Source organism: Bacteroidota bacterium (assembly GCA_016722375.1).
In the GTDB taxonomy this organism is placed as follows: domain Bacteria; phylum Bacteroidota; class Bacteroidia; order Chitinophagales; family LD1; genus Bog-950.
The window spans coordinates 87,540-113,088 of sequence record JADKJG010000004.1 but is presented as its reverse complement, the minus strand read 5'-3'; the positions used below and the strand labels follow the sequence as shown (position 1 = coordinate 113,088).

21 protein-coding genes and 1 pseudogene are annotated in these 25,549 nt (G+C 41.3%); 12 read left to right on the top strand and 10 right to left on the bottom strand.

The window, feature by feature from the left end:
- Positions 1 to 15: 15 nt before the first annotated feature.
- From IPP77_05895 to IPP77_05880, 4 genes are all read right to left on the bottom strand, one after another.
- Positions 16 to 267, bottom strand: a complete 252-nt coding sequence (locus IPP77_05895) for a four helix bundle protein (protein ID MBL0309209.1) — start codon at positions 265 to 267, stop codon at positions 16 to 18.
- Between the two features lie 36 nt (positions 268 to 303).
- Positions 304 to 1,461 carry a homogentisate 1,2-dioxygenase gene (locus tag IPP77_05890; GenBank protein MBL0309208.1) on the bottom strand — a complete coding sequence of 386 codons (1,158 nt, stop codon included), beginning with the start codon at positions 1,459 to 1,461 and terminating at the stop codon, positions 304 to 306.
- 140 nt (positions 1,462 to 1,601) lie between these two features.
- Entirely contained in the window at positions 1,602 to 2,474 is an 873-nt protein-coding gene (locus IPP77_05885) for a sigma-70 family RNA polymerase sigma factor (GenBank protein ID MBL0309207.1), read from the bottom strand.
- Positions 2,475 to 2,703: 229 nt separating this feature from the next.
- Positions 2,704 to 4,227 carry a hypothetical protein gene (locus tag IPP77_05880; GenBank protein MBL0309206.1) on the bottom strand — a complete coding sequence of 508 codons (1,524 nt, stop codon included), beginning with the start codon at positions 4,225 to 4,227 and terminating at the stop codon, positions 2,704 to 2,706.
- A 394-nt stretch (positions 4,228 to 4,621) separates the two neighbouring features.
- Here IPP77_05880 and IPP77_05875 point away from each other — a divergent pair, with 394 nt between their 5' ends.
- The 6 genes and pseudogenes from IPP77_05875 to IPP77_05850 all read left to right on the top strand — a co-directional run bounded on the left by IPP77_05875 (position 4,622) and on the right by IPP77_05850 (position 11,450).
- The gene (locus tag IPP77_05875; protein MBL0309205.1) at positions 4,622 to 5,980 is read left to right on the top strand and encodes a peptidoglycan synthetase; all 1,359 of its coding nucleotides are present in this window, start codon (positions 4,622 to 4,624) and stop codon (positions 5,978 to 5,980) included.
- Positions 5,981 to 6,023: 43 nt separating this feature from the next.
- Positions 6,024 to 6,827: a ribonuclease H-like domain-containing protein gene (locus IPP77_05870; GenBank protein MBL0309204.1), complete on the top strand. Its 804-nt coding sequence runs from the start codon at positions 6,024 to 6,026 to the stop codon at positions 6,825 to 6,827.
- A 135-nt stretch (positions 6,828 to 6,962) separates the two neighbouring features.
- A pseudogene (locus IPP77_05865) lies at positions 6,963 to 7,837 on the top strand (bifunctional 5,10-methylene-tetrahydrofolate dehydrogenase/5,10-methylene-tetrahydrofolate cyclohydrolase).
- Positions 7,827 to 8,864 carry a hypothetical protein gene (locus IPP77_05860; protein ID MBL0309203.1) on the top strand — a complete coding sequence of 346 codons (1,038 nt, stop codon included), beginning with the start codon at positions 7,827 to 7,829 and terminating at the stop codon, positions 8,862 to 8,864. Before IPP77_05865 ends, IPP77_05860 begins: the two are co-directional and overlap by 11 nt.
- Before the next feature lie 75 nt (positions 8,865 to 8,939).
- Entirely contained in the window at positions 8,940 to 9,521 is a 582-nt protein-coding gene (locus IPP77_05855) for a 7-carboxy-7-deazaguanine synthase QueE (GenBank protein ID MBL0309202.1), read from the top strand.
- Between the two features lie 9 nt (positions 9,522 to 9,530).
- A complete protein-coding gene (locus tag IPP77_05850) occupies positions 9,531 to 11,450 on the top strand; it encodes a PD40 domain-containing protein (protein ID MBL0309201.1) in 1,920 nt (639 codons plus the stop codon).
- Between the two features lie 72 nt (positions 11,451 to 11,522).
- On the opposite strand, the gene IPP77_05845 is transcribed toward IPP77_05850, so the two are convergent.
- The 6 genes from IPP77_05845 to IPP77_05820 all read right to left on the bottom strand — a co-directional run bounded on the left by IPP77_05845 (position 11,523) and on the right by IPP77_05820 (position 17,981).
- Positions 11,523 to 11,747 carry a hypothetical protein gene (locus IPP77_05845; GenBank protein MBL0309200.1) on the bottom strand — a complete coding sequence of 75 codons (225 nt, stop codon included), beginning with the start codon at positions 11,745 to 11,747 and terminating at the stop codon, positions 11,523 to 11,525.
- 108 nt (positions 11,748 to 11,855) lie between these two features.
- Entirely contained in the window at positions 11,856 to 13,133 is a 1,278-nt protein-coding gene (locus IPP77_05840) for a tyrosine--tRNA ligase (GenBank protein ID MBL0309199.1), read from the bottom strand.
- A 107-nt stretch (positions 13,134 to 13,240) separates the two neighbouring features.
- Positions 13,241 to 14,206 carry a threonylcarbamoyl-AMP synthase gene (locus tag IPP77_05835; protein MBL0309198.1) on the bottom strand — a complete coding sequence of 322 codons (966 nt, stop codon included), beginning with the start codon at positions 14,204 to 14,206 and terminating at the stop codon, positions 13,241 to 13,243.
- A 6-nt stretch (positions 14,207 to 14,212) separates the two neighbouring features.
- The gene (locus tag IPP77_05830; protein MBL0309197.1) at positions 14,213 to 16,324 is read right to left on the bottom strand and encodes a hypothetical protein; all 2,112 of its coding nucleotides are present in this window, start codon (positions 16,322 to 16,324) and stop codon (positions 14,213 to 14,215) included.
- Between the two features lie 66 nt (positions 16,325 to 16,390).
- Complete coding sequence (gene fabG / locus IPP77_05825) at positions 16,391 to 17,134, bottom strand: 3-oxoacyl-[acyl-carrier-protein] reductase (GenBank protein MBL0309196.1); 744 nt, start codon at positions 17,132 to 17,134, stop codon at positions 16,391 to 16,393.
- Positions 17,135 to 17,372: 238 nt separating this feature from the next.
- Positions 17,373 to 17,981 carry a fibronectin type III domain-containing protein gene (locus tag IPP77_05820; protein MBL0309195.1) on the bottom strand — a complete coding sequence of 203 codons (609 nt, stop codon included), beginning with the start codon at positions 17,979 to 17,981 and terminating at the stop codon, positions 17,373 to 17,375.
- Between the two features lie 823 nt (positions 17,982 to 18,804).
- Here IPP77_05820 and IPP77_05815 point away from each other — a divergent pair.
- The 6 genes from IPP77_05815 to IPP77_05790 all read left to right on the top strand — a co-directional run bounded on the left by IPP77_05815 (position 18,805) and on the right by IPP77_05790 (position 25,543).
- Positions 18,805 to 19,062 (top strand): hypothetical protein, encoded by a 258-nt coding sequence (locus IPP77_05815; protein ID MBL0309194.1) that lies wholly within the window; start codon positions 18,805 to 18,807, stop codon positions 19,060 to 19,062.
- On the top strand, positions 19,025 to 20,389 hold the full coding sequence (locus tag IPP77_05810) for a hypothetical protein (GenBank protein MBL0309193.1): 1,365 nt from the start codon (positions 19,025 to 19,027) through the stop codon (positions 20,387 to 20,389). Before IPP77_05815 ends, IPP77_05810 begins: the two co-directional genes overlap by 38 nt.
- Entirely contained in the window at positions 20,290 to 22,836 is a 2,547-nt protein-coding gene (locus IPP77_05805) for an SBBP repeat-containing protein (GenBank protein ID MBL0309192.1), read from the top strand. Before IPP77_05810 ends, IPP77_05805 begins: the two co-directional genes overlap by 100 nt.
- Complete coding sequence (locus IPP77_05800; GenBank protein MBL0309191.1) at positions 22,829 to 24,169, top strand: T9SS type A sorting domain-containing protein; 1,341 nt, start codon at positions 22,829 to 22,831, stop codon at positions 24,167 to 24,169. The genes IPP77_05805 and IPP77_05800 overlap by 8 nt, the downstream gene beginning before the upstream one ends.
- A 92-nt stretch (positions 24,170 to 24,261) precedes the next feature.
- Positions 24,262 to 24,675 carry a hypothetical protein gene (locus IPP77_05795; protein MBL0309190.1) on the top strand — a complete coding sequence of 138 codons (414 nt, stop codon included), beginning with the start codon at positions 24,262 to 24,264 and terminating at the stop codon, positions 24,673 to 24,675.
- A 172-nt stretch (positions 24,676 to 24,847) separates the two neighbouring features.
- Entirely contained in the window at positions 24,848 to 25,543 is a 696-nt protein-coding gene (locus IPP77_05790; protein ID MBL0309189.1) for a T9SS type A sorting domain-containing protein, read from the top strand.
- Positions 25,544 to 25,549: the final 6 nt, after the last annotated feature.

The window sequence follows — 25,549 nt, the reverse complement described above, 5'->3', positions numbered from 1 at the left end:
TGTTTAAGTAATTGGTTATAAAATGCTCCGGTCTTCTTGTCTTGATGTAAAAGATATTTCGAGATGGCGAATAGCACTACTATCACTATATCTCCTAGGCCTTTCAGCGATATTATTCATGGTGGAAAGTGCTGTCCGTTTTAGTTGATCTTTGATAGTATAGTCTTTTGACAATGGTCGCAGCACAAGCAAACCACAGGAACAGTTCACCAACTTTCTTACCGCTTTACGGCAGTCTAAGTCTTCTAATTGTTCCATCTTTCTCATTTCTAAAACTTCAATAATTAAATGCTTGCGCGACATTTAGTCTATCCAACTCTTATAATAGTCCGGACTTTCAATTTTCAAGGCCTCTTCGGTAATCCATAAAGGGTTAAAAGTATCTACCATGACGGCTAACTCTTTAGTCTCCTTTGCCCCGATGCTTTTTTCCACCGTTCCGGGATGCGGACCGTGGGGAATTCCAATAGGATGCAGAGTAATCATTCCGCGCTCTACATGTTTGCGGCTCATGAAGTCGCCATCAACATAATAGAGTACTTCGTCGCTATCCACATTGCTGTGATGATATGGAGCAGGGATTGCCTTAGGATGATAATCATAAAGACGAGGGACAAAAGAGCAGATCACCAAGTTGTGGGCTTCAAAAGTTTGATGAATTGGTGGCGGCTGATGCAATCGGCCGGTAATCGGTTCAAAGTCATGAATGGAAAAGATGTATGGATAATGTTGCCCATCCCATCCTATAGCATCGAAAGGATGCGCAGCATAGTGGTAGGGCCACAATTGCCCCTGTTTTTTTATATAAACTAGAAAATCACCTTTCTTATCAATAGTCTCAAGATTTTTGGGGGCGCGGATATCGCGTTCGCAGTATGGAGAATGCTCTAATAATTGTCCAAATTCATTGCGATAACGTTTGGGATAAGCCAAGGGGGAGAAAGACTCTACAATCAACAGGCGATTAGCCTTAGTATCAAATTCAATTTGGTAAATGGTTCCGCGAGGGATGTTGATATAATCTCCGTAACTGAATTTCAAATCGCCATAAATACTTTTCAGCGTCCCGGTTCCTTCGTGGACAAAAATCAATTCACAGGCATCACTGTTTTTATAGAAGTAGCCTTTAGTGGATTTGCGCGGGGCAGACAATATGATGTGGCAATCATTATTGACCAACACCGGAACTCTGGATTTTAGAAAATCATCTTGAGCCGCCACCTGGAAACCATTATAGCAACGGTTCTGCAAACTTTTCTTCATAGCGACCTTTGGACTCACATCTATCGGATCATCAATTTTCTTCACCATGGTAGGTGGATAGCAGTGGTATATAAGTGAGTAAACACTGGAAAATCCTTCGGTCGAAACCAACTCTTCGCTATAAAGCCCTCCTTTGGGTTTGGGAAACTGAGTATGGCGTTTGTGAGGCACTTTGCCTCTCGTTACATAATGTGGCATAAAAAGGAATTAGAAATTTGAAACAATAGCAAGTTATTCTCTTGACGTTTCAAAGTTATCCAGAATCCGACGATAAGACAAATTTATTTTTGTCATGGGAACTTATAGCCCTGGTGGAATGAATGATGGCTTATAGCGAACTATGGTTTGCCAAAATAATCTTTCAGTATTTTTGAACGAGTAGTTTGACGTAGACGTTTTAGTGCCGCAGTTTTTAGTTGTCTTACTCGTTCATTAGAGACCTTCATTCTTTGTCCTATCTCTTGTAAATTTAACGGCTCTTGTTCCCCAATGCCAAAATAGAGTTTAATAACCTGCGCTTGTTTTTCGGTAAGTAAAGAAAGCGAACTATGTAACTCCTCTCGCAATGATTCGTTATGAACAATCTCATAGTCCGTCGGTTCAGCATCTTTATTCTCCAACACATCTAACCAAGAACCGTCAGCATCTAGAGAAATAGGGGCATCTACTGAAACCTGGTTTTTATCCAATTCAATCAGAAGATGTATTTCATTGGTATCTACTTCTAAAATACGTGACAATTCTTCGCAACTGGGCTCTCGCTCAAATTCCTGCTCAAGCATGGCAAATGCATTTTTTATTTTGTTGAGTGACCCTAGCTGATTTTGAGGAAGCCTGATAATCCTCGAATGTTCTGATAGCGCCTTCATTATGCACTGCTGAACCCACCAAATGGCATAAGATATAAATTTGAATCCTCTAGTTTCATCAAATCGTTCCGTAGCCTTCAGCAGGCCTAAATTCCCTTCACAAATTAAATCGGGTAAACTCATACCATTATTCTGATATTGTTTAGCTACCGCAACCACAAATCGGAGATTGGCTCTTGTAAAATGCTCTAAGGCATTCGTATCACCAACTCTTATCCTTTTTAAAAGAGCAATTTCCTCCTCACAGGAAAGGACTTCGATATCACCAATTTCTTTTAAATAGCGATTCAGGGAGTTGCTATCCCTTGTGGTAACCCTTTGACTAATTCTTATCCTGCGCATATTGGCTTTTAAATATGTTATCAGCAGTACGACAAGTCACTTGAACTAAGTGCTTGATCCAAACCATCTACTCAATTTGGATTGTACTGCTCACCGATAAGATATGGGTGACCTATACTTTTGTCAATACCCAAACCACTATTATTTCATTATTTTGAAAGAATAAATGAGTTATAACACAGATTGTTTTCTGGAAACGAAACGAAAGGCAGGAAAATGACAGCTGAAGCTATCGCTTTAGACGAACCGGCACTTTAAAATAAGAAATCAAGGCATCCATAGCTCTCCGTGGACCTTCATCCTTTGAGGTGCGCTTATAATTATCCTCTAATTTTTTTAGATACTGTACACTCTGAGTACTTAACCATTTTGCAAGATAATAGTAGGTATGAATACTAATGTCATTGCCCTCGTAGATTGGTTTGTTCTTTATGGTTTTTTGATACCGCCTAAAAGTCTCGTTACATTTCTCATAATTCCCTATTGAAAAATACCCTACCATCAGACTCAGAAATACGCTATCCGTACTACCCGAGAGATTGATTTGTTGATATGAGAGAAGGAGCGACTCTAACTCTTTAATCCCCCTAGAAACATTTTTACCCCCTGAAAAAATCAATAAACTCCCGTATAACATCCGGAGGCTGATTATATCATTTTTATAAATGGCCCCTCCGCTGTACTTCTGCAGCACCTCTCCAGTTTTTGTGATTAACGATTCTATGGTTGCAAGATCCTTAGGACGTATGACATCATGATAGTCAACCCTATGAATCTGGAAGTGATACCGAGATAGAAATTCTGAAGCACGAATGGCTATAAGAAACATGAGTGGCACATTGAGAAAATGCTTCCAAAACAATATAGAATCAAAATGCTTATGAAGTTCTTGCAGGAATTTTTCTCCTTCCTTTGATCCAGATTTGATGAGAGAAGAATTAAGTACTAGAAAGCCCAGCACCCCTTTGATATCAAGGAGGAAATGAAAAACCACATAACTACTATCCCGTAGGTCTTTTTCAAGTGATTTGATAAGAATCAAATCCTGAGCTTTGTCAAACATACCCGGGTTGTAATAGTATAAAGAATAGATGTGCGCGTATTTGCTTACAATGCGGATAGAAGCGGACACATCATTCTGGAACTTCTTGTAGAACAGAATTAAATTCTTCAGGTTCTCAGGCTTATGGCCTGAGTCTGGCTGATAAAATGTTTTGCGCAGCGATAAAATTATCTGTTGATAGTTTGCCTCGTTTTCATAGGCCTTTTTTAAACGCGAATTTAGTTGAAACCCTATGGCAATATCTTTCGTTAAAAAGGCCTGCTGTGCTAAGATTTTAAGAACACGGATTTCACAATGAAAATCTTCTACTAATCCCGATATATCCAATAAGTTGTCTGCAACTATCTGAGCTTCAATCAGTTGTCCTTTGTTAATGAGCTGTTCGATTAAAGATATGTTGTGTAGGAGGTAGGAAGGGTAGTTTCTTGATAAATAGGCCGAAAGGCGAAAAGTGTGCGCGGTTAGTTGATTAAAATTCCGCTTCTCTATAGTTTGATTGTTGCCATACATAACTGTACATAACTCTGCCGGTGTATGGAAATCTGGAAGCTTTTTGCGAATGGACTTTACCAGTTTCTCAGGGAGTACAGCTTTGAGATCAGCCAAATGACCGATAAACACTTCAAAATGAAAATCATCCAGTAGAGAAACGAATTTCTGAATGGTTAATAGACTAACGTTAGCCCTCATAATCAGAGCAGTAAATAATTTAAACCAATATTAGTTGTACTAGTGTCAGGAAGCAGAGTTCAACAAAAGTAATAAAACTCTGCTGACTAACTAAGGATAGACAATGATTGTAGTCATTTAGCGATCTAAAATTTCATAATGAAAACAAGCAGGCTGAACTGGTCTTCCTTGATGAAACGAACCTTCTAAACCCTTTCTTCAATTTGGCTAAAGGTAACCTTTGAATAGGTTGGGCATGTTTGCTTGGAACAGGCAGTAAATCCAAATATAAATATGAACAAAGCACCTACAACCACAATTTTTTTCATGACAGTTTTCATAGAAGTTTACTTTTGATTTATAAACGCAAAGGTACCAGAAATATTTTGTTAACTTATGTACAAATAAAGAATCCGTGAATATTCATTTTATAGCAATAGGCGGGGCGGTGATGCACAACCTTGCTATAGTTTTACGCAGGAAGGGTAATAATGTTACCGGCTCAGACGATAAAATTGTAGACCCGGCTAAAACCAATCTCAAATCTGAATCAATTTTACCCGCTCAAGTTGGCTTTTTCCCGGATAAAATTACTAGGAACTTGGACGCTGTTATACTGGGAATGCACGCACGTGCTGATAACCCTGAATTATTGAAGGCTCAAGAATTAGGTTTGAAAATTTATTCCTTTCCTGAATATCTTTATGAGGTCTCCAAGGAAAAGAAGAGGGTAGTAATCGCAGGGAGCCATGGAAAGACAACGATAACCTCTATGGTGATGCACGTGTTGAAAGAATGTGCCTATGATTTTGACTACATGGTCGGTGCAAAAGTGAAAGGATTTGATACGGGAGTAAAGATTACTGAATCGGCCCCGTTAATCATTCTGGAGGGCGATGAATATTTAGCATCCCCTATTCATCCGGAATCTAAATTTATGTTTTACAAACCGCATATTGCACTGATCAGTGGTGTGGCCTGGGATCATGTCAACGTTTTCCCAGATTACGGAGAATATGTTAATCAATTCAGAAAATTCGGTTTAAGCCTTGAAGAAGGTGGGGTTATCACTTGGTTTGCTGAAGACGCAGAATTGAAAAATATTTTCAAGAATTACCCGGGGAAGGCAGCTACAATTCCATATCACACGCATCCCAATATCATTCGCGGCGATACTTCTTTTCTTTCTACTCCTACTGGCGAATTTGCTTTAAAGGTATTTGGTGACCATAACCTTCAGAATATTGCTGGCGCTAAAATTGTTTGTAATCAGTTGGGCGTAACGGACATGGCATTTTACCAGTCTATCTCTTCCTTTGAAGGAGCAGAAAACCGACTACAACTTGCTGGCAAAAATGCACACACGGTTATTTATAAGGATTTCGCACACTCCCCGTCTAAACTTAAAGCCACTATCAAGGCGGTTAAACAACAATTTGCAGGAAAACAATTGTTGGCCGTAATGGAACTTCACACGTTTAGCAGTTTAAACCGTGAGTTTTTAAGTCAATATAAAGATGCCATGAACGAAGCTGATATTCCGGTGGTGTTTTATGACCGGGAAACATTTGAACTAAAGAAAATGCCAATCCTAAATGATGATTTTGTTAGGAAATCCTTCAATAACCCACATTTAAATATTTTCACCGCTCCCGAATCGCTGGCAGAGTTTCTCCAAAAGCAAAACTGGAAAAATAAAAACTTGTTACTGATGTCCTCAGGTCATTTTGGTGGGATGGATATTAAAACCTTATTTTCAGTCATTCTGAATTGACCAGTATCTCAAATTTTCTAAACAATACATTATTAATCTAAAAATGCCTGACCAACTAAATCTTTTCGGCGCTGCCACTTCGAAGCTAAACCTGAAGCGACCATTAGCTTTTTTTGATATTGAGTCCACAGGAGTTGACTTTGCCAAGGACCGCATAGTGGAAATCAGTATTTTGTTATTGAACCCCGATGGAAGTAAATCCAGCAAAACAATTAGGATTAATCCTACAATTCCCATTCCAATCGAAGCTTCTAAAATTCACGGGATATACGATGAAGACATTATCACTTGTCCAACTTTTAAGGAGGCCGCAAAAGAAATTTTTGACCTGATGGACCCAGCAGACCTTGCAGGATTCAATTCCAACCGGTTCGACGTTCCAATGCTGATGGAAGAATTCATTCGGGCTGGGTTTAGTTTTAGTATTGATAACCGAGCATTAATTGATGTCCATCGAATATACACCCATTTTGAAAAACGTACGCTCGAAGCAGCCTACCAGTTTTACTGCGAAAAAAATCTAGATAATGCTCATAGCGCTGAAGCAGATACAACTGCTACTTATGAAGTATTTTTAGCGCAACTTGAACGATATAATACCGAGCTAAAACCAGATATACAGTTTCTTCATGACTTTTCCAATGAGGAACGCTTTATTGACAGTGGAAGACGGTTTATTTTTTCAGGAGGAAAAGCGGTTTTTAATTTTGGCAAATACAAGGGAAGACCTGTCGTGGATGTTTTGAAAACTGATCCGGGATATTATAGCTGGATAATGCAGGGAGACTTTGCTCAACACACCAAACAAAAACTGACAGAGATAAAAGAGCGAATGAAAAAAGCCTAATGTCAGGTTCTAGAGCTATATAGTTCTCATATCTACTATTCATTGTTCTTCCATTTTAATCTGTTGGCAATTTTCCCCAGATTTCCTTTATAAAAATTTTTCCTTTACCCCCTTAATTTTAAACACAAAAGAGAGATGTTATTGTTGAACGGAAAAAAGATTTCGGAAGAAATTAAAGCTGAAATTCGCCAAGAAGTTCAAAAGATAAAAGCAAACGGAGGCAAAGTACCACATCTGGCTACCATTCTGGTTGGTGATGACGGAGGCAGCCTAACCTACGTCGAAAAAAAATGAAATCCTGCGAAGAAGTTGGATTTAAATCCACCCTACTTCGCTTTGATAAATCTATATCACAACCATCCTTACTTGAAGAAGTCAGAAAGCTAAATGACCATCCGGATATTGACGGGTTCATTGTTCAACTACCGCTACCGAAACATATTGATACGGACCAAATTATTATGAGTATTCATCCTGGCAAGGATGTAGATGGCTTTCATCCTGAGAATGTGGGTAAAGTCACTCTGGGGATGCCTGCTTATGTGTCTGCCACTCCTCTTGGTATTACCAAATTGCTTGAACGCTATGATATCGAAACTTCTGGAAAGCATTGTGTGATTATTGGCAGAAGTAATATTGTAGGCAGGCCAATGAGTATCTTGATGAGTGGTTCGGGTAAGACGGGAAATGCCACAGTTACTATCTGTCACTCTAAGACCAAGAATATCAAAGAGGTTACGGTTCAGGCAGATATTATTATTGCAGCCCTCGGTAAACCTGGCTTCCTAACTGCCGATATGGTAAAGGAAGGAGCAGTAGTAATTGACGTAGGAACTACTCGGGTGGGCGATCCCACGGCAAAAAACGGATGGAGATTGAAAGGAGATGTTTGTTTTGATGAGGTTGCGCTTAAATGCCGGGTTATATCACCCGTACCCGGTGGGGTAGGTCCGATGACCGTAGTATCTTTATTACTCAACACGTTAAAAGCCGCTAAACATGAATTTTGACAAAATCAGCAATCCTAAATCAAAAGACCGAAAATTCTCCTTACTTAAAGGGGGAAATCCGAATTGCCATGTTCAGCATAAGACCATATTTCTGGTGTTCTGTTCTCTGTTTCTTATCACCTTATTCTTTGTTTCATCATGTAGAAATTCAAGCAAAAAACCCCAAAGCGATACCGCGGCTATTTCTGGAAAAGAAACATATATAGACACAGGGTCATCTTCGGTTCGTGTATTTGATGAAAACGGAAGGGTATGCATTCAACAGAGCAACACTAACTATGAGGTAATAAACGTTTACAACCGCAGGATTAAAATCCCTCTGTTGCTGAAGATAAAAAAAACGGAATTGTGTTTTGCTGATTCCATCAACAAGCACAAGGTTTACGAAATTTCAGCGAAGAGCGTGAACGCTGCGGAGCCGTTGCATTGGGAAGCAAAATTTGCAGCCACTGATTTGCAATTTACTGACAATACCTTGTTGGCAATTCATGAAGGTGTTGGGCAGGAAGAAGATTATTTCAAACGGTTTAGCCTGACGACTGGTGAGGAAATATTTAGTTGCTCTTACGGAGAATTAAAAGTGGTTATTCCCAACGTAAAAGACAAATATTTTGTGGGTTTTACCTCGTTGGATGCCACTTCCGAACCCATTCAACAGATGCAAGAGGAAAACCTATTGGGTATTTTAATGTATTCTGATGGGCAGAGCAAGATTAACCAGATCATGGTTAAGTTAAAACGCTCAAAAGTGGCTAATAGAATACAGCACGCTACCCCCGATATGATATTTGAAGCTGTTGAAGGTGCTACCACGGCCATAGATAATGGCAAAACCATTATCTTGATGAAAGCAGATGAGCACTTCACCTCAGCTGACATTAAAGATTTTTCAATAAAAATGACTTTTTATTATGGCGACGATAACGAATTTACTACCATCATCATACCGGTAGAACATAATCGCTTGGATTTAGCTCATGCCCTATTTGATAAGGAAGTCTTTGAACTACATGAGAAAACACCGTAGCTCTTTCCTGTTACCGATCGCTCTAATTATTGTTTTATGCAATTAAGCAATAAATCTCCCAACCTTCTTCCCGTTATGGAGCACTTCTACACCATTCAGGGGGAGGGTTTTTATCAGGGGAAAGCAGCGTATTTCGTGCGACTAGGCGGCTGTGATATAGGCTGCTCCTGGTGTGATGTAAAGGAAAGCTGGCTTTCCGAAAAGCATCCACTTTGGACTGTAGAAGAGATCATCAATGAAGTGACGCGTTCCGGCTCACAAATATGTGTGATCACCGGTGGGGAACCCATGATGTATGATTTAACAGAATTGACAAGCCAACTTCAAGCCAATCAAATTAGAGCTCATCTGGAAACTTCAGGTGCTTATCCAATTAGTGGTAACTGGGACTGGATTTGTATGTCACCTAAAAGATTCAAATTGCCATTAGAAAAATGCTTGAATGTTGCAGATGAACTGAAAGTAATTGTAGCTCACCGAAATGATTTGCGTTTCGGCGAAGAACATGCAAGAAAAGTAAACAAAGATTGCAAGCTTTTTTTTCAGCCGGAGTGGAGTGTTGAAAAGGAAATGTTGCCAATAATCGTTGAATATGTGAAACAACATCAAGTTTGGGAAATATCTTTGCAGATACATAAATACATGTTGGTGCCTTAAATCAAACGCATGAAGTTGAACCGAATAATTTTTTATATCGTATTTCTTATGCCTGCTTTCACCATGGCTCAGGTGATTACAAAGGAAACCGTGCGAGGAAACGCAAAAGAATTTTATGAGAGGGGCGATAACAGCTATGCCTTTGGCAAACTCGAACAGGCCGACTCCTTGTTGCGCCTTGCGGTTCAAGAGAAACCTACATTCATAGACGCCTGGTTGCTGATAGGTCAAATAAATTTGGAGTATCTGAATCAATATGAAAAAGCCTTTCAAGCATACCAAACGGTTAAGACTTTACAGGCAAACTATCTAAGTGATGTGGACTTTCAACTTGCTAAATGCCATTTCAATATGAGCGATTATGCACAGGCAAAAGAATTGCTAAATACCTATTTACAAACACCAAAAATTCCGGCTCAAAACAAAATCATGGCTGACAAAATGTTGTTGGATTGTGGTTTCGCCGCCGAAGCGATAAAGCACCCTTTGGATTTTAAACCTGTGAACCTTGGACCCGGCGTCAATACATCAAACGATGAAAGTATGCCTTCGCTCACCGCCGACGAAGCGTATCTGTATTTCACCCGCCATACCGGTTCAGGAAGATATCAAGATGAAGATTTGTATGTTTCGAAGAATGAACATGGAATATTTTCTCAGGCCAATCCAATATCCGCCATTAACACTGAAAACTATGTAGAAGGCGCACAGAGTATTTCTCCCAGTGGCAAATACCTGTTCTTTACCAGTGCAGATCGCAAAGATGGAGAAGGCAGAGCCGATATCTATATGACCCGAAAGACCGGTGAGACTTGGGAGCGCGCTAACAATATGGGTCCGCCGATCAACAGCCCCGGCTGGGATGCCCAGCCCTGCATCAGTTCCGATGGAAGAACATTATATTTTGCCTCTGTGCGCGCAGGTGGACAAGGAGGAAGCGATATATATGTAAGCCATTATGAAAACAAAACTGGTTGGAGCCAACCCGAGAATCTGGGGGAATCAATCAATATCATGTTCGATGAAATGCGTTCTTTTATTCATCCCGATGGTCAAACGCTCTATTTCTCTTCTAATGGCTGGCCTGGCATGGGAAACTTCGATATTTTTATGAGTCGAAAACAAGCTGATGGTACTTGTGGTCAACCGGTAAATTTGGGCTATCCGATTAATACAGCAGGCGATGAACTGGGTATTCATATTACTACGGACGGCAGCAGGGCGTACTATGCCTCGGAACAAAAAGACAGTTATGGGCAAAAAGACCTATACAGCTTTGAACTTTCCAGTGACTTCCGCCCGAGCTTTACCTCTTACATTCGTGGCAACGTATTCGATGATGAAAGCAGAGAACCAGTGTCAGCCAATATACAGATTTATGACCTTGAAACCGGAAACTTGTATACTACTCTATCCTCCGATAAGGTGAACGGAACTTTTCTCTCCACCCTTCCTGCCGGAAAAGATTATGCAGTGGAAGTGCTGAAAGACGGCTATCTTTTCTATTCACACAATATTTCCTTGAAAAATGTGAAGGGAGGAAAACCCTTTGATGTGGATATACCACTGCTGAAAATTAAAGTGGGCCAAGTGGTAGTGCTAAACAATATCTTCTTTGAACCTGAAAAATATGAATTGAAACCTGAATCGAAAACCGAAATGGGAGTCATGATTAAATTATTGGAGAAAAATCCAGAATTGAAAATTGAAATCAGCGGTCATACCGATAATAGCGGCATAGAAGAAAAGAACAAAACACTGTCGCAGAACCGGGCCAAGCAAGTATTTGAATATCTGGTCAGCAAAGGCGTTGAGGCATCGCGAATTAGCTACAAAGGCTATGCCTCATCACGTCCCATTGCGTCTAATTCAACAGCAGAAGGCAAAGCCAAAAATCGTCGGACGGAATTTATCGTTGTAGCGATTTAGCGAGTCTGTGGAATAAACGGTGTTAGAGTTAAAATAAACCAGAGAAGAGCGTCGGCGCTATTCCACGTAGATTTAGGGAAGGATAGTGATATAATCCTTCTTGGATGCTTGCTTGCCTCCATTTATTACCAGAAGGAATATCTCAACGGTTCCTGCGCTATCGAAGGAACGGGTTACAATTTTCTGGATATAGGTGGAAGTATCAGAAGGAGTGTTGAACTCCCAATAGAATTCTTTCCCCGAATCGCTACAAGTAGCATCGAAACTCACTTCTTGGTTAACATGAATACTATCCATGGGGACATTTGTAATATAGCAAGGAAAAGGTTTTAATCCACAGGAATTAAACAGCACTATTACAAGAGCGACAGAAGCGATAAAAAATGATGCCCCCTGCTTCATAACCTATCCAGCGATGATAAGATAATAGTTCTTCTTTCCTTTCTGAACCAAAAGATATCTGCCGTGCAACAAATCAGCTTTGGTGATTCTCTTTTCCAACAACAACTTTTCTTTGTTAATACTCACTCCATTTCCCTGAATACTTTTTCGCGCTTCACCTTTTGATGGGAAAATATCCGTCTTTTCTGCGAGCAGACTGACCGGTTCAACTTCGGCAGAAAATAAATCCTGCTCAACGCGAAAAATGAGGTTTTCATCAAAGGCATCTTCAATATCCTTTCCATCCAGTTTTTTGAATTCATCAAAGGAAGAACCAAAAAGGATTTCGGTAGTTTGCTTCGCACGAGTCAAATCTTCAATCGAGTGAACCCGCTCTGTGATTTCATCAGCAAGGTCTTTTTGCAGCAGGCGAAGATGTAATGCTTCGATATGTTTTTTTTCCAGTATTTCTATTTCCTCTTTGTCTTTCATAGAGAAATATCGAACGAGTTTAGATACATCTTCGTCTGAAACATTCAGCCAATATTGATAGAAGCGATATGGAGAGGTCTTTTTCGGGTCTAACCAAATATTTCCCTGTTCCGATTTTCCGAATTTCTTCCCATCTGATTTGGTAACCAAGGGAATGGTAAAGGCAAAGGTTTCCCCTCCATCCTTTCGCCGAATCAATTCTGTACCTGTAATGATATTACCCCATTGATCGCTACCTCCCATTTGTAGTTTTACTCCCTTGTTTTTCCAGAGGTAATAGAAATCGTACCCTTGAATTAATTGGTAGGAAAATTCGGTAAAACTAATTCCTTCATCAGAGGTCATTCTGGATTTCACACTATCCTTTGCCATCATATAGTTGACGGTGAGTCGCTTTCCAACATCACGGAGAAAGTCGAGAAAACTCATTCCCTTAAACCAGTCAAAGTTGTTGACGAATTCTGCTGAGGTAGCCCCACAGTTAAAGTTTAAAAACTTTTCAAGCTGTTTTTTTTGACAGGCCAAGTTGTGTTGAAGCGTCTTTTCATCCAGTAAGTTTCTTTCAGTAGATTTTCCCGAAGGATCCCCAATCATTCCTGTGGCTCCACCAAGCAAGGCAATAGGTTTATGTCCCGCCTTTTGGAATCTCATTAATAGGGTAACTTGAAGCAAACTGCCTATATGCAAGGAATCGGCGGTAGGATCAAAACCAATATAACCGGTAACCAATTCGCGGTTTAATAAATCTTCGGTACCAGGCTTGATGTCCTGCAACATATTCCGCCACCTTAACTCTTCTATTAGCCCCATAAACTGTTTTGAATTTTGACGCAAATATATTCTAACAAAGTAAACGCGATTTCTACATTAAAACCAGTTGTCCATCTCATAAAAGTGGTCTCGGATTTTTGAGATACCTATGTCGTACTCGCTCTTTTTAACCGGTCATTTATAGCTCTTCCCAACCCAATGTCAGGAAAGTGTACTGCCAAAATCAAATCCACATTACTATTATCTAACCTTCTCATGGCGGCAAATAAGTTCTTTGCTGCCTCGCTCAAATCTCCTTTAGGGGAAAGTAAAATTTGGTTTTCCTTCGAAATCGTTTCTATATATTTATCAAAAGCAATGACTCCCATCCTTCGCTTGTCCAACTTCTCAAGTTCATGACTCTCCTCTCCTACTAACCTCAATTTTTTAATCGGTGCATAATGACTGCTCAACATGCCCGGAGCAGCCGGATTGGAACTATCCTGTATCCGTATCTGAACCTTGCCAATGACCCTTTCGATTTTTTCAATCGTCAATCCACCAAGTCGGAAGACTACCGGTTGCTCGCCTTCAAAACCTACTATGGTGGACTCTACTCCTACCGTAGCCACTCCGCCATCAAGGATGTAGGGAATTTTCCCTTGCAGTTGGTCAGCCACGTGCTGCGCTGTTGTTGGGCTGATATATCCGAATGGATTGGCGCTGGGCGCAGCCAAAGGAAATTCTAGTTCCCTAAGCAAAGAGAGGGTCAAAGGATGATTGGGGATGCGCATGGCTACGGTATCCAAACCGGAAGTAACCAAGTCAGGAATAATTATTTTCTTTTTAAGAAGTAGTGTGATGGGGCCGGGCGAGAACTGCTGCAATAGTATTATTGCTTTTGCCGGTATGTCTTCCACATACTTTCTCATCGCATCTAATGAATAGGTATGTACAATCAGCGGGTCGAAAAAAGGGCGATTCTTCGCAGCAAATATTTTTACGACCGCTTCCTCAGACAATGCGTTAGCAGCCAATCCATAGACCGTTTCGGTGGGAATAGCGACAACCGAGTCCTCTAATAAAAGTGCTTTGGCTTTGTGAATGTCCTGGCCAATCTCTGTATGAAACATATATGCCTAATAACCACCCAAATATTTCCGAATGAACCACTCAGCGGAAATCAGCGACAGCAACAACAACAAAATCCACTTGAAATGAATCGCATTTTCTGTGGTGAAGGTGTCGTATAGAACGGGTTTCAAATGGTTTGCTGCATCAATTTCACCGGCGATTTTATCCATGTCATTCAGATGGTGCATGTTGCCCTGATGCTGCGATGCTAGTTGATACATCACTTGGTGATCTGCCCTAGTTCTAACATCTTCTAATTGAAGCGGGCTGACAGAAAACTTACCTTGGGTGTTTAACGTTGCATTGCCAAATCGGGCTGATGCTTCGTAGGAGTAATTTCCCACCGGTAGAAATCCGGCATTCAGGTTGTAAGCGTGCTCTGTTTTATTGAACGAATATTTGTACTCCTTTCCTTCTTCATCTTTTATAAGCATCGCAACCTCTGGCGCGTTGACCAACTCATAATTCGCATTATAGAGTTGTGCATCAAAAGTAATTGCCTCATTATCTTGAAAAATGTTTTTAGGCAAGGAAACACGAAATGGGCGCTTGTCGCCTTTCACAGATAAGTATTGAACCGTTTTGTTGATCAACTCATCTGTGGCCTCTTGATTCTTATTCATCATGAAGTCCTGCAAGCGCCACCGCCATAAACCCTCGCCGCAAATCACTCCTGTTTTCACCTCGCCCGTTTCGTTAAAGAGCCAGAGCGGAAAATCCGTTAGAACTGAATTGATTTTCTGGTAAAGCATTATTTTAGAAGACGGATTAGCGGTGAATTCCCCAAAGGCACAAAAGAATGGCGGCAATTTGGAAACGGTTTGCAGGGTGCGGTCTGACAACGTAAACAGAGCAAACTCCTTAGACACATTTGCGGTTACCTCATTCAACTGTGTACCATTGCCACGAATGGAAACTGCATTCTGCACCTTTGAGAATTCAGTCAACAGCGTTTGCGAACCCACAACAAACAACAAAGACTTTTTCTGCTCGGCAGCCTCCTTTAATATATTGCTGACATGATTGACGGACGAAGGTAATTGATGAAGTATCACCAGATTATATTCATTCAGTTTTTTCGAAAATGTTTGAGCGTATTCTACATCCAATTGATAATTCCGGTTGCTTTCAATAGCGGCTTTGAAGCAAGCGATATCGGGATGCGGGGAATTTGCTACCAACAAAATCTTCTGCCTTCCGTCCAATACTTCTATAAAAATATCGCGGCTGTTGTTCTTGTAAGTAACTTCTCCATCTACGTTCGCCAGTGTTATCCGATAATGAATGATTCCGGTTTTGTCGGCAGGCAGAATGAAATCAAGGGATTGGAAGAAATTGTCTGAATTATAATTCACCTCCTTCGACTGAAGCAACTTAGCTTGACCACCGGCTTGCAGTTCGTAGATATGTAGCGTTGAATTTTTCCCCGACAAGTTGGTTGCCTCCACATCTACCCGCATAGCGAATTGATCATTCAAAAAAGCGATGTTGTTGAAATAAGCGTTGGAAACCTTCTGATCTTTTTGAATCGTAGTATCTCCCAAGGCTATGGTATAGATAGAATAGCTTGCTTTGGCCGCCGAATAAACCGGATTGATACCCCGATTATAGATGCCATCTGAGGCAATGACCACGGCACCGAGATTCTGATTATAAAACAGATCGTTTATCTGCTCGATGGCTTCGCTCAGATTGGTAGATCTATCACGGAACGAGAAATCAATTCCCTTTCTCAAATCATCGCCCGCCGAAAATTCTTGCACTTCATATTTTCCGCTTAGTTCTTCCTCTAGTTTCGTTAACCTTTCTGCATAAGCAGCAGTATCCTTTCCCAAACCAGTTTTAACGGATTCACTATTGTCCTGAACAATGGCAACTATCGGTTTGAAGGTTTGCGTATTTCTGGCACGGATGAAGGGGGACAAAAGCAATATCGCCAAGATAGAAACGGCCAGAAAGCGAAACAAAGCCATGCCTCGTTTCCAGTTTGCGGTGCCGGAAGATTTTTCATCAAAGGTATGGTCGCGGTAATAAAGAATGAAAGCATAAGCTGCGCCCAATGCAAAGCACAGCAAAAGAAACCAGACAGGATATTGAAAAGAAAGGCCGCTGTTCAAAATGAAGTTTTAGGGAGTAATATTAACCAATATCAAATGGGCCGGTCTCCGCGAGGGAGATGTATCTTAGCGACTCATCGCTCCGCATACGCTGATGACCTGTCCCGAAACATAACTCGACAGGTCGCAGCCGAGAAACACCGCTACGCTCGCCACTTCTTCGGGCTGCCCCATGCGTTTCATAGGCACCTGAGCGAGAATGTTTTTCCGTGTTTCTTCGGGCAGCACAGCGGTCATGTCGGTTTCGATGAAACCGGGCGCGATGGCGTTGCAACGGATATTGCGCGAGCCAAATTCTTCGGCAATAGATTTGGTGAACCCGATGATTCCGGCTTTGGATGCTGCGTAGTTTGATTGGCCGGCTTGGCCCTTGACTCCCACAATGGATGTGAGGTTGATGATGGAACCGTTTCTATTCTTCAACATCACTTTCGATACGTGTTTGGTCAGGTTGAAAACAGATTTCAGATTGGCGGCTATCACTTCATCCCACTGCTGTTCATTCATCCGAAGGATTAAGTTGTCGCGTGTAATGCCTGCATTATTCACCAATATATCTATCGTTCCAAATTCTTTTACCACTTCCTCGACTAACTTTTCGGAATCGGAATAGGAGCCTGCATCACTTTTATATGCCTTGGCTTTGACACCCGAAGCAGCCAGTTCTTCTTCAAACTTTTTTGCTTTTTCATCCGAGCTTAGGTAGGTGAAAGCCACGTTGCATCCTTCGGCGACAAACCGCTTGACGAGGGCATAGCCAATTCCGCGGGAGCCGCCGGTGATGAGTGCTGTTTTGTTTTTTAATAACATCCCTTCTGTTTTGATTGTCGCAAAGAAAAAAGAATTTAAGCAGTAGGGAAGTTTTGAAGGTATACAAATTGGCGGAGATTGTTTCTTTTTCCATATTCTCTTCCAATCAAGTTAATTTTCGATTAAAAACAGAAAGTCCCGCCTCGGCGGGACTTTCATTCAGGCTATAAGAGCCTGTGACGAAAATGATGTGAATCATTTTTTTTGAAATAGTCCGCCAAGGGCGGACTCCAACATGTTAGATGCTCGCGGTGTGTACACTGATGTCGCTCGGCAATCCGGTACTGTGACGACCTACTGCGTAGATACGTATCCAGTACAATTTACCAGGCACCAAACCAGTGAAATCTAACCGGGTTTTGAGTGTGCAAAGGTGGAAACTGAACGGACCATTGGCATCCGTATCCGAAAGCTCCACTACATAGGCACCCGCTCCCACGACTCTGTCCCAGATAGCACGAATGCTACCGACAGGAATGCCGTGTTGGAGGCGCAGGTTATGCACCTGCGCCACCTGAGTAGGATCACCTCTCCTTACCACGTCAAAACCACTGGACAAGATGATTTCCTCACCCCCCGAAGACTCTGCCTGCACATACGCTGCCAGCTTCCTGTTAAGCTCCATTAGCTCTTTCAGGCGCAAACGCATGGTGGCTGTCAGTGTCTTACCTCCGTCGCGCGAATTGTTGTACGCAGCCAGAAGTGCATCCGCAGCGGTCGTTACATCAGCCAGCGTCGGATCAGGTGTGGGAAAGTTCGGGTTTCCCGTCATCTTAGTCACTATAAGCGTGGATCTATCTATCACCTCAGCGATACTCAATCCTAAAAAGCCCATTTTTAGTTTCATGACATTTAGTTTTTGTTGAACAAGTTTAGAAGTTTTTTCAAGCGAGACTTCATTCCTCTCTTTTGGTGAAACCATAGTAGAAGTTTTTTAAAGCGGGACTTCATTCCCCTCTGTTTATTTACAAGAACGATATTATGTACATAAAGCAAAAGCATATACAATATTATACGGCAGTACATTTCAGCTTGTTTCATTTTTATAAGCATATTATAAAACATATACTTTGTATTATACTAATAGTACTTTATTTTTAGGCTAATACATATAATAAAGCGGTCAATGCCGCTAATTAGCCTTATGGTTATGGAACATTTGGCTAACCAAATTATATAAACCCAAAGCTAACCTGCAAACAGACATGAACTAGCACCGATTAGCTTCTATTCTGCTAGATTAAAGTCTAATCTGTTACGAATTAGCTTTCATTCTGCTACGATTAGAAGCTATACCGCTACTTTTTTTTTTTTTCCGAATAGACTTTAACTTGCTACGATTAATGTCTATTCTGTTACGATTGAAGTTTAAGCTGCCACGCTTAGCTTTCATTCTGTTACGAATAGCCGCTGACTTGCTGCGAATAGAAATTAAGTGATTGAAAATGGGGGAAAACAATATGGGGTTTGTGGATTTCAATGACGAGATAAGCTATTTAAAGGATAAAGCCAAGGACTGTTAAAAAACAAAGCTTACCAAATACAAAAATAAATTTAGCTTGCTGTTCAATTGGTATAAAATACGCCGCATTTAGATAGATAGGAATGTAGAGATTTTGAATATTGTTTAGCGGTACATGAGTTGATTTATTAACCTCAAAATAAATACAATGAAAACAGTTTTACATCTTGGAGTTATTACACTCCTATCCTTAATTTTTAGCAATTCATTTTCTCAAACTCTGTTAAATCAGCGATGGGCGCTTACCAGCTCGATAGCTAACCAAGCCGACTATCATATCCTTAACTATGTAGATCAGGAGGATAATACCATTGTCATCACCAGCGATTATTCCACGCTTTTGGGAGATAACATTGCCATTCGCAAATATGACTCTGAGGGTGGTGCTTTGGGAAACCATGCTTGAAAATGTAGAAGCCTATGCTACTGATGCGGTAGTAAAGGGAGATGATATTTACTTAGTGGGCACTTTTGGTGAACCTGATTCCAGAGATGTCATTTTCGGTAGGGTAGATAACGAAGGGAATGTGCTTTGGGTACAGTATTATGAGGGTGATTATGAGGGTGACGATATTTCCTCCTCGATGCTCGTAGATGATTCGGGATTTGTTTATGTGGCGGTGACCGAGCAGACGGACGTAGATGATTACATGCTCACCTTACTGAAATATGACACTGCCGGAAATGAAATATGGATTGCATATCACGACAGTGTAGGGGCTCCGGATGTTGCTGTCCGGTTATTGAAAGATGAAGTTATAGCTCAACAAATAGGGGGCGGGCCTTGTATTGGATTGATTGGCGGAGTGGGAGTCAGCACCACGGAGTGGATACCTCAGATGGTAGCATTTTATAAAGATGATGGGGAAATTGACCATATCAATTATGGAAGCAATGATAGAAATCAATTTACGAAAGCCATAGATATAGCCGTAGATGGCGTCACTCGTGATATTTACCTGTTGGCTCTGGCTGATTCTGCCGGATTAGATCCGCATGTAAAACTGATGAAATTTGATGTAGGGCTAAACGTAAAATGGGTGGAAGAATGGAGAGCGCCGGGTAGTGTTGCTACGCTACCCACCGGATTGGCCTATAATCCATTTACACAAGTTTTGGCCGTTTCTGCTACGGCGATCAAATACACTGGCGAAAAAAATGCTGTAGCGCTGACATATCAAAGCGACAGTACTTTCTTATGGGACAGGACAATTACTTCCTCCATTCCCGGGGGTATTGCTATAGCCAATGCGGTTGCGATGGATGACAGCAGCAATGTTTTTATTACCGGAGGTATTCAGAATGGCAGCCATATCAACTTCCTGACCAGTAGCTATCAGGCGGATGTCGCTGCGCAGTGGACAAAAACATACAGTCGCTGTGCGGATTGTGATGATGTAGCTTACAGTTTTGCCAAGACCTGGGGTGGCACATATATTGAGCAATTAGTCAGTCGGTTTTTTTTACTAGTGACAGGGCGCAGCACCGGACCTGTGGATACGGTATATGCTACGGTGTTTTACCAACAAACAACCGCATTTATCCCAATAGATACCTCTGGCGCTAATGAGGCTTATGCCTTCTATGAAAACCGGGGGCAAATATTAGGTACCGACTCCTACCAGCAGATAGCGTGTTTTACTATACCAATGCCGGAAACCCGCAAATGTATGTGGGCGATGGAAGGTTATCTTATGTCACTGCACATCTTCACGCGCCGGATGACACGGTAAACACCACAGATACCTTATACCGGATAGATATGAGTTTCATATCAAGAGGAGAATATGTTTACTCAAAATTCAAAACTTATACTTCCGAAAAAACAGAAGCTTTTCTGAACTATTTTCTTGGCTATTTGCCGGAAGCTATTACCGGAGTTGAAGGGCATAGCCGAATTGTTCAAAAAAATGTTTACAACGGTATAGATTGGCAGGTTCATTCCAGCGGCGAGGGAATGAAATCATTATTGGTGATAGACCCCACGGTTACATTTTCTACCGGAGCGTTGAAGTATGACGGAGCCGACAGCATAATTGCAGAAGCCAACAAGTTGCGTATTTATGCAGGTGGTTCATATATATCAGAAGATACCCTCATTGCCTATCAATTTGATGGAGATGAGAAAGTTTATGTGGATATTGCTTATGAAGATTTGGGAGATAATGAGTTCGGGTTCGAGTTGGGGGATTTTGATGATGGAAAAAATTTGGTGATTGAGCAAAGAAGCGGGCCTCGCGATATTGAACACATAAGCTCACCTGACTGGTCCACTTATTTAGGTGGGTTAGGGTCAGATGAAGGAACAGATCTTGCAGTAGATGGCGACGGGAATGTCTATGTGTGCGGCTTTACGCAAAGCACTGATTTTCCCGTTAATAAGGGTGTATCTTTGGGAGCATTTAGGTTTTCGGCTGGAGGCTATGATGCTTTTATATCCAAATTTGGTTCTGCCAATGGCGCAACACAAGGGGTAGTGGAGGATGCAGACCGATTCCTGTGGGCAACTTACTGGGGAGGAACCTCAGATGAAAAATCTTATGGGATTAAAACGATTGGGAATGGTACGGCCACTGGCAAAGTTTTTATCACTGGATATACCGAAAGCGATGACTTTCCTACTTTTTCAAATAGCGGTGTTTATCACCAAACCGCTCTTGAAGGTAGCAGAGACGCTTTTATTGTAGGATTGGATAATGCGCGTGGAGGTCAGCTTCCTTTAAGCCGTTGGGCTACTTATTTTGGAGGAAGCGGAGAAGAAACGGGACGTTCCATCACGAACGATGGATCTAACAACCTTTTCGTGGGTGGATATACGTCGACAAATGCTTACTCCTCAACCAGTTGTGATGTTCCGGGAGATGGTGAATTTCCCAAGTGCCATCCCGTTGGCGCGTATAACAGCGACGGAGAGGGCGGGGCAACTGATGGTTTCATTGCGAGGTTTGACCCTACGGGTGAGCTTACCTGGAGTACTTTTTTTGGAGGTATAGACGATGATTATATTTATGACATAGCTATGGACGGCAACTCAAACTTATTTGTAACAGGTAAAACAACAGGTAATTTGCCAATCACAAACAATGCTTCTATCGGGGCTTATAATCAAGGAACTATCGGAGGTAACGAAGATGCTTTCCTCGCACGTTTCACTTCTGTCGGGGTAAATAATTGGAGTACTTATTTTGGTGGTGGAGGAAACGACGAGGCCAGAACAATAGCCCTAGACGGAAATAACAATGTTTATATCGGGGGGAGTACATCTTCATCTACACCTAATTCAACTTTATGTGAAGAGCCAACCAGTGGTGGTTTTCCTGTTTGCAAGAGCGGAACAAAATATTTCCAAGATAATGGTATCGGAGCCTACATTTATGGAGGCGGAGCTTCAGACGGATTTATGGCAAAGTTGAGCGCTGCCGGAGCTTTTGAATGGGGCACATATTACGGTGGATCGGGTGAAGATGTTATCAATGGACTATCCGTGGATTTTGAAAACCGGCTTTTCTTTTCCGGCCAAACAAACAGCACTAGTAGTTCTTATATTTATCAGCCCTCATCAGGCATCCCATGGTTTTATAATGAGGGATCAATTAGGGCATTTGGTTATGATGATGCCTTTCTGGGTTATTTTAATTCTGATAACGAAAGAATCTGGGCCACATATTATGGCGGTATCTTGTCTGATAAAAGCAATGCGATAGTTGTAAACTCCACTAGTAGCGATAATCACTACTGGTATATAGCCGGCAGCACAACTAGCCCTAATTATAAAGTTGCAACTAACTGGTCTGATAATTTTTTCACCTTATGTTGTTCCAATGCTTACAGGCAACTTGCCCCTCCGGTTATCAATTCCGATGCGATTATGGCACGTTTTAACTTTAACGAGCATTGGATGGTCGATGTGAAAGATATTTATTCATCAGGATTAGAAGTGCAGGTATTTCCCAATCCATCATCGAACACGATAACGATTAGATTGCCTAACTCAATAACAGAAAACGTTTCTTTTGAATTACTTTCAATAACCGGTCAAATTCTCAAAACATCAAGAGCTAGTAGTAATACCGCGCTAAGTTATCAGATGGATTTGAGCGATTTGACTAATGGTATATATCTTCTGGTAATCAACGTAGGTAGTCAGCGTACCGCTAAGCAAATAGTTAAGCATGATTAATAAAATGAGATTGATTTTCATGGGATTTGTTTTGCTTTCTCCCGCTTCATCCTTTTCGCAACACTGGAGTAAGGCCGGCACAGGCTTTAATTTCTCCCCTGATGTGTTTAAAGTGGATAATGCAAGTAATTTAATGTATGCTTCTGGAAGCTTTACTAAAGTGGGTGAAATACCTGTACATTATGCGGCCCAGTTTGACGGAACCGATTGGGATTCTATTCCATTTTTGCACCAATACTACGCAGACTATAACATCACTTCATTTCAGGGTAAAATTCTTTTTGGTGCGATCACTCTTTTAAGTTGGGATGGCAATCAGGTAGATACTTTTGCCAAAGTTTCCGGAGGATCTATCTTTGGAACAACAATTTACAAAAATGATCTGGTGGTTTATGGTCTTTTTGACAGCATAGCCGGAGTGGCCGCTAAATCAATTGCGAAATGGAATGGGGTGTCGTGGAGCGCGATTGACACTACTAACTGGGGAAATGGACCAATTGGTGTAGCAGTAGAGTATCAAGGCAATTTATACATAGGGGGCAATTTTGTGACTAAGGATGGGGTGCTTGATCGCCTGGCTTATTGGAACGGCGCTAAATGGCTTCCGGTCGGCAACGGCATAAGAGGCGGGGCTGCCGGTGTGGGAAGTTTTGAGATATATGAAGATGATCTTTACATCGGTGGAGGTTTTGACACCACGCTTGGTAATCCTGGATTTTGTGTCGCCCGGTGGAACGGAACACTATGGAAAGATGCGGGAGCAGGAATGACCAGTTTAAACGCTTTTATCAGCGACCTACAGGTTTTTAACGGTGAGCTATATGCATGTGGGAGATTTACAAGGATAGGGGATGTACCTATCTTGGCCATTGCGAAGTGGGATGGTTACAAATGGTGTGGATTAGGCCAAAAATTCATTCCGAATTTTACAATTGCAATGAACTGCATGGCGGTATATAATAATGAACTTTATGTCGGAGGCCCCTTTTTAGCTATTGATGGAGATACGGTTAACTATGTGGCGAAGTGGTTGGGGGGTGATTATTCGGATACTTGTAGCACTATAACAAGCGTGGATGAAATCAACAATGGAACTTTTCACGTAGGTATATTTCCTAGCCCTGTTTCAAATCACTTACATTGTATTTCTCATTCTCTTGCCACCAACGCCTTTATCCAAATTTATAATCTGGAAGGGAAAATAATTATGGATAATCTGGCAGTTCTAAAGAAAGACGTTGAAATTGATGTTTCTACTTTTTCTCCCGGTCTTTACTTTCTGGTTTTACAGGATGATAAACAGCGGGTGGTGAGAAAGTTTGTGAAGGAGTGAGGCTGGTGAAACGAACACCAACGCGGGCAGGGCTATTATATTTTGCGATTAAAATCTGGCAACAAACTTTTTAATACTAATTTCATCAAACAATGAAGCCGCTCTTTTTGCTATTACTGAGTTTTTGTTTCGCTATCCATTCATTCGGTCAATGGACAAAGGTCATGTTGCGTAATGATGTTTTAGTAACAGATCAGATATACGATGCCTATTTTATCAATACAGATACGGGGTATTTAACAACAAAAAATGGAGTGCTTTATAAAACACGTGACGGCGGATATTCATGGACATTTGATACTGTAAACCCTGGCGGCTCATTGAAACGGATATTCTTTGCTACAAATGATATCGGTTATATGACTGTTGGTGGTGGTAATTATCAAATCATTGGTACAGTTTTGAAAACTACAGATGGCGGGTCTACATGGTCTGATGTGGGCAGAGGCAATAAAATGGGCTTTGCCTACGGGCTTTATTTTTTGAACCCAGATACTGGATTGTAGGTTGTGGTGTTGGTCTTTATTTTACCACCTATAATGGCGGGCAATGGACATGGAATTTTTAGACGCGCTGGAGATTACCGATATCCGCTTTTTAACGATACCTCCGGGTATATGTTTCAGCGATGCGGGCTTATAGTTTTGTTGGGGGGTAACTACAACTAAAGATGGAGGTATGACTTGGAAAACACATTGTGACAATTTGACGTATCAGATGTTTGGCATAGGTTATGCATGTATGCTAAACGATTCGATCTATATTGGAATTAGCGACCGATATAAGTTGGTTAAAGGTCATATTGATAGTATCCAGGGCAGAGTATTACTTGAAAAAGGTCGCACAGGAGGAAATGTTTATCCTCGAAACATCCATTTTTATTCGGAGAAGTTGGGCATGATAGCATTTGGAAGTAGGGTGATGCGAACAGAAGATGGAGGGGAAAACTGGGTATATACAGATATGGAACCATACGATTCCACCGCTAACATGGCCATTTATGGCTATGCATATCCTGCCCTTCAATACATAGTAGCAATTACTGAAAATAAATGGATAACCTTCGGCGAATATGGCAGGGTATTTATCACTGAGAATAAAGGTGGATTGATGACAGGGTTAACAGAAGCTAAAGGCAATGAAATGTTCACTATTTATCCCAATCCAGCCAGGGAGAGAATTTCAATTTCTTTAAGTCCAATCTCTTCAATTCTGAGCTTCCAAATATTGACTCCGGATGGTCGGTTAGTTTTGCAAGGCCGCCTAAACGGTGAGGAGGCGGGAGTTAATATATCTGGCTTGTCCTCAGGTTTGTACTTCATGCTAGTGCAAGATGACAGACAAAGAGTGGTGAGGAAGTTTGTGAAGGAGTGAGGGGCG

Excerpts from the sequence above, each read along its gene's own strand:
- IPP77_05895 (MBL0309209.1), bottom strand. The coding sequence starts at position 267 with ATGAGAAAGATGGAACAATTAGAAGACTTAGACTGCCGTAAAGCGGTA.
- IPP77_05890 (MBL0309208.1), bottom strand. The coding sequence starts at position 1,461 with ATGCCACATTATGTAACGAGAGGCAAAGTGCCTCACAAACGCCATACT.
- IPP77_05885 (MBL0309207.1), bottom strand. The coding sequence starts at position 2,474 with ATGCGCAGGATAAGAATTAGTCAAAGGGTTACCACAAGGGATAGCAAC.
- IPP77_05880 (MBL0309206.1), bottom strand. The coding sequence starts at position 4,227 with ATGAGGGCTAACGTTAGTCTATTAACCATTCAGAAATTCGTTTCTCTA.
- IPP77_05870 (MBL0309204.1), top strand. The coding sequence starts at position 6,024 with ATGCCTGACCAACTAAATCTTTTCGGCGCTGCCACTTCGAAGCTAAAC.
- IPP77_05860 (MBL0309203.1), top strand. The coding sequence starts at position 7,827 with ATGAATTTTGACAAAATCAGCAATCCTAAATCAAAAGACCGAAAATTC.
- IPP77_05855 (MBL0309202.1), top strand. The coding sequence starts at position 8,940 with ATGGAGCACTTCTACACCATTCAGGGGGAGGGTTTTTATCAGGGGAAA.
- IPP77_05850 (MBL0309201.1), top strand. The coding sequence starts at position 9,531 with ATGAAGTTGAACCGAATAATTTTTTATATCGTATTTCTTATGCCTGCT.
- IPP77_05845 (MBL0309200.1), bottom strand. The coding sequence starts at position 11,747 with ATGGATAGTATTCATGTTAACCAAGAAGTGAGTTTCGATGCTACTTGT.
- IPP77_05840 (MBL0309199.1), bottom strand. The coding sequence starts at position 13,133 with ATGGGGCTAATAGAAGAGTTAAGGTGGCGGAATATGTTGCAGGACATC.
- IPP77_05835 (MBL0309198.1), bottom strand. The coding sequence starts at position 14,206 with ATGTTTCATACAGAGATTGGCCAGGACATTCACAAAGCCAAAGCACTT.
- fabG (MBL0309196.1), bottom strand. The coding sequence starts at position 17,134 with ATGTTATTAAAAAACAAAACAGCACTCATCACCGGCGGCTCCCGCGGA.
- IPP77_05820 (MBL0309195.1), bottom strand. The coding sequence starts at position 17,981 with ATGAAACTAAAAATGGGCTTTTTAGGATTGAGTATCGCTGAGGTGATA.
- IPP77_05815 (MBL0309194.1), top strand. The coding sequence starts at position 18,805 with ATGAAAACAGTTTTACATCTTGGAGTTATTACACTCCTATCCTTAATT.
- IPP77_05810 (MBL0309193.1), top strand. The coding sequence starts at position 19,025 with ATGACTCTGAGGGTGGTGCTTTGGGAAACCATGCTTGAAAATGTAGAA.
- IPP77_05800 (MBL0309191.1), top strand. The coding sequence starts at position 22,829 with ATGATTAATAAAATGAGATTGATTTTCATGGGATTTGTTTTGCTTTCT.
- IPP77_05795 (MBL0309190.1), top strand. The coding sequence starts at position 24,262 with ATGAAGCCGCTCTTTTTGCTATTACTGAGTTTTTGTTTCGCTATCCAT.
- IPP77_05790 (MBL0309189.1), top strand. The coding sequence starts at position 24,848 with ATGACTTGGAAAACACATTGTGACAATTTGACGTATCAGATGTTTGGC.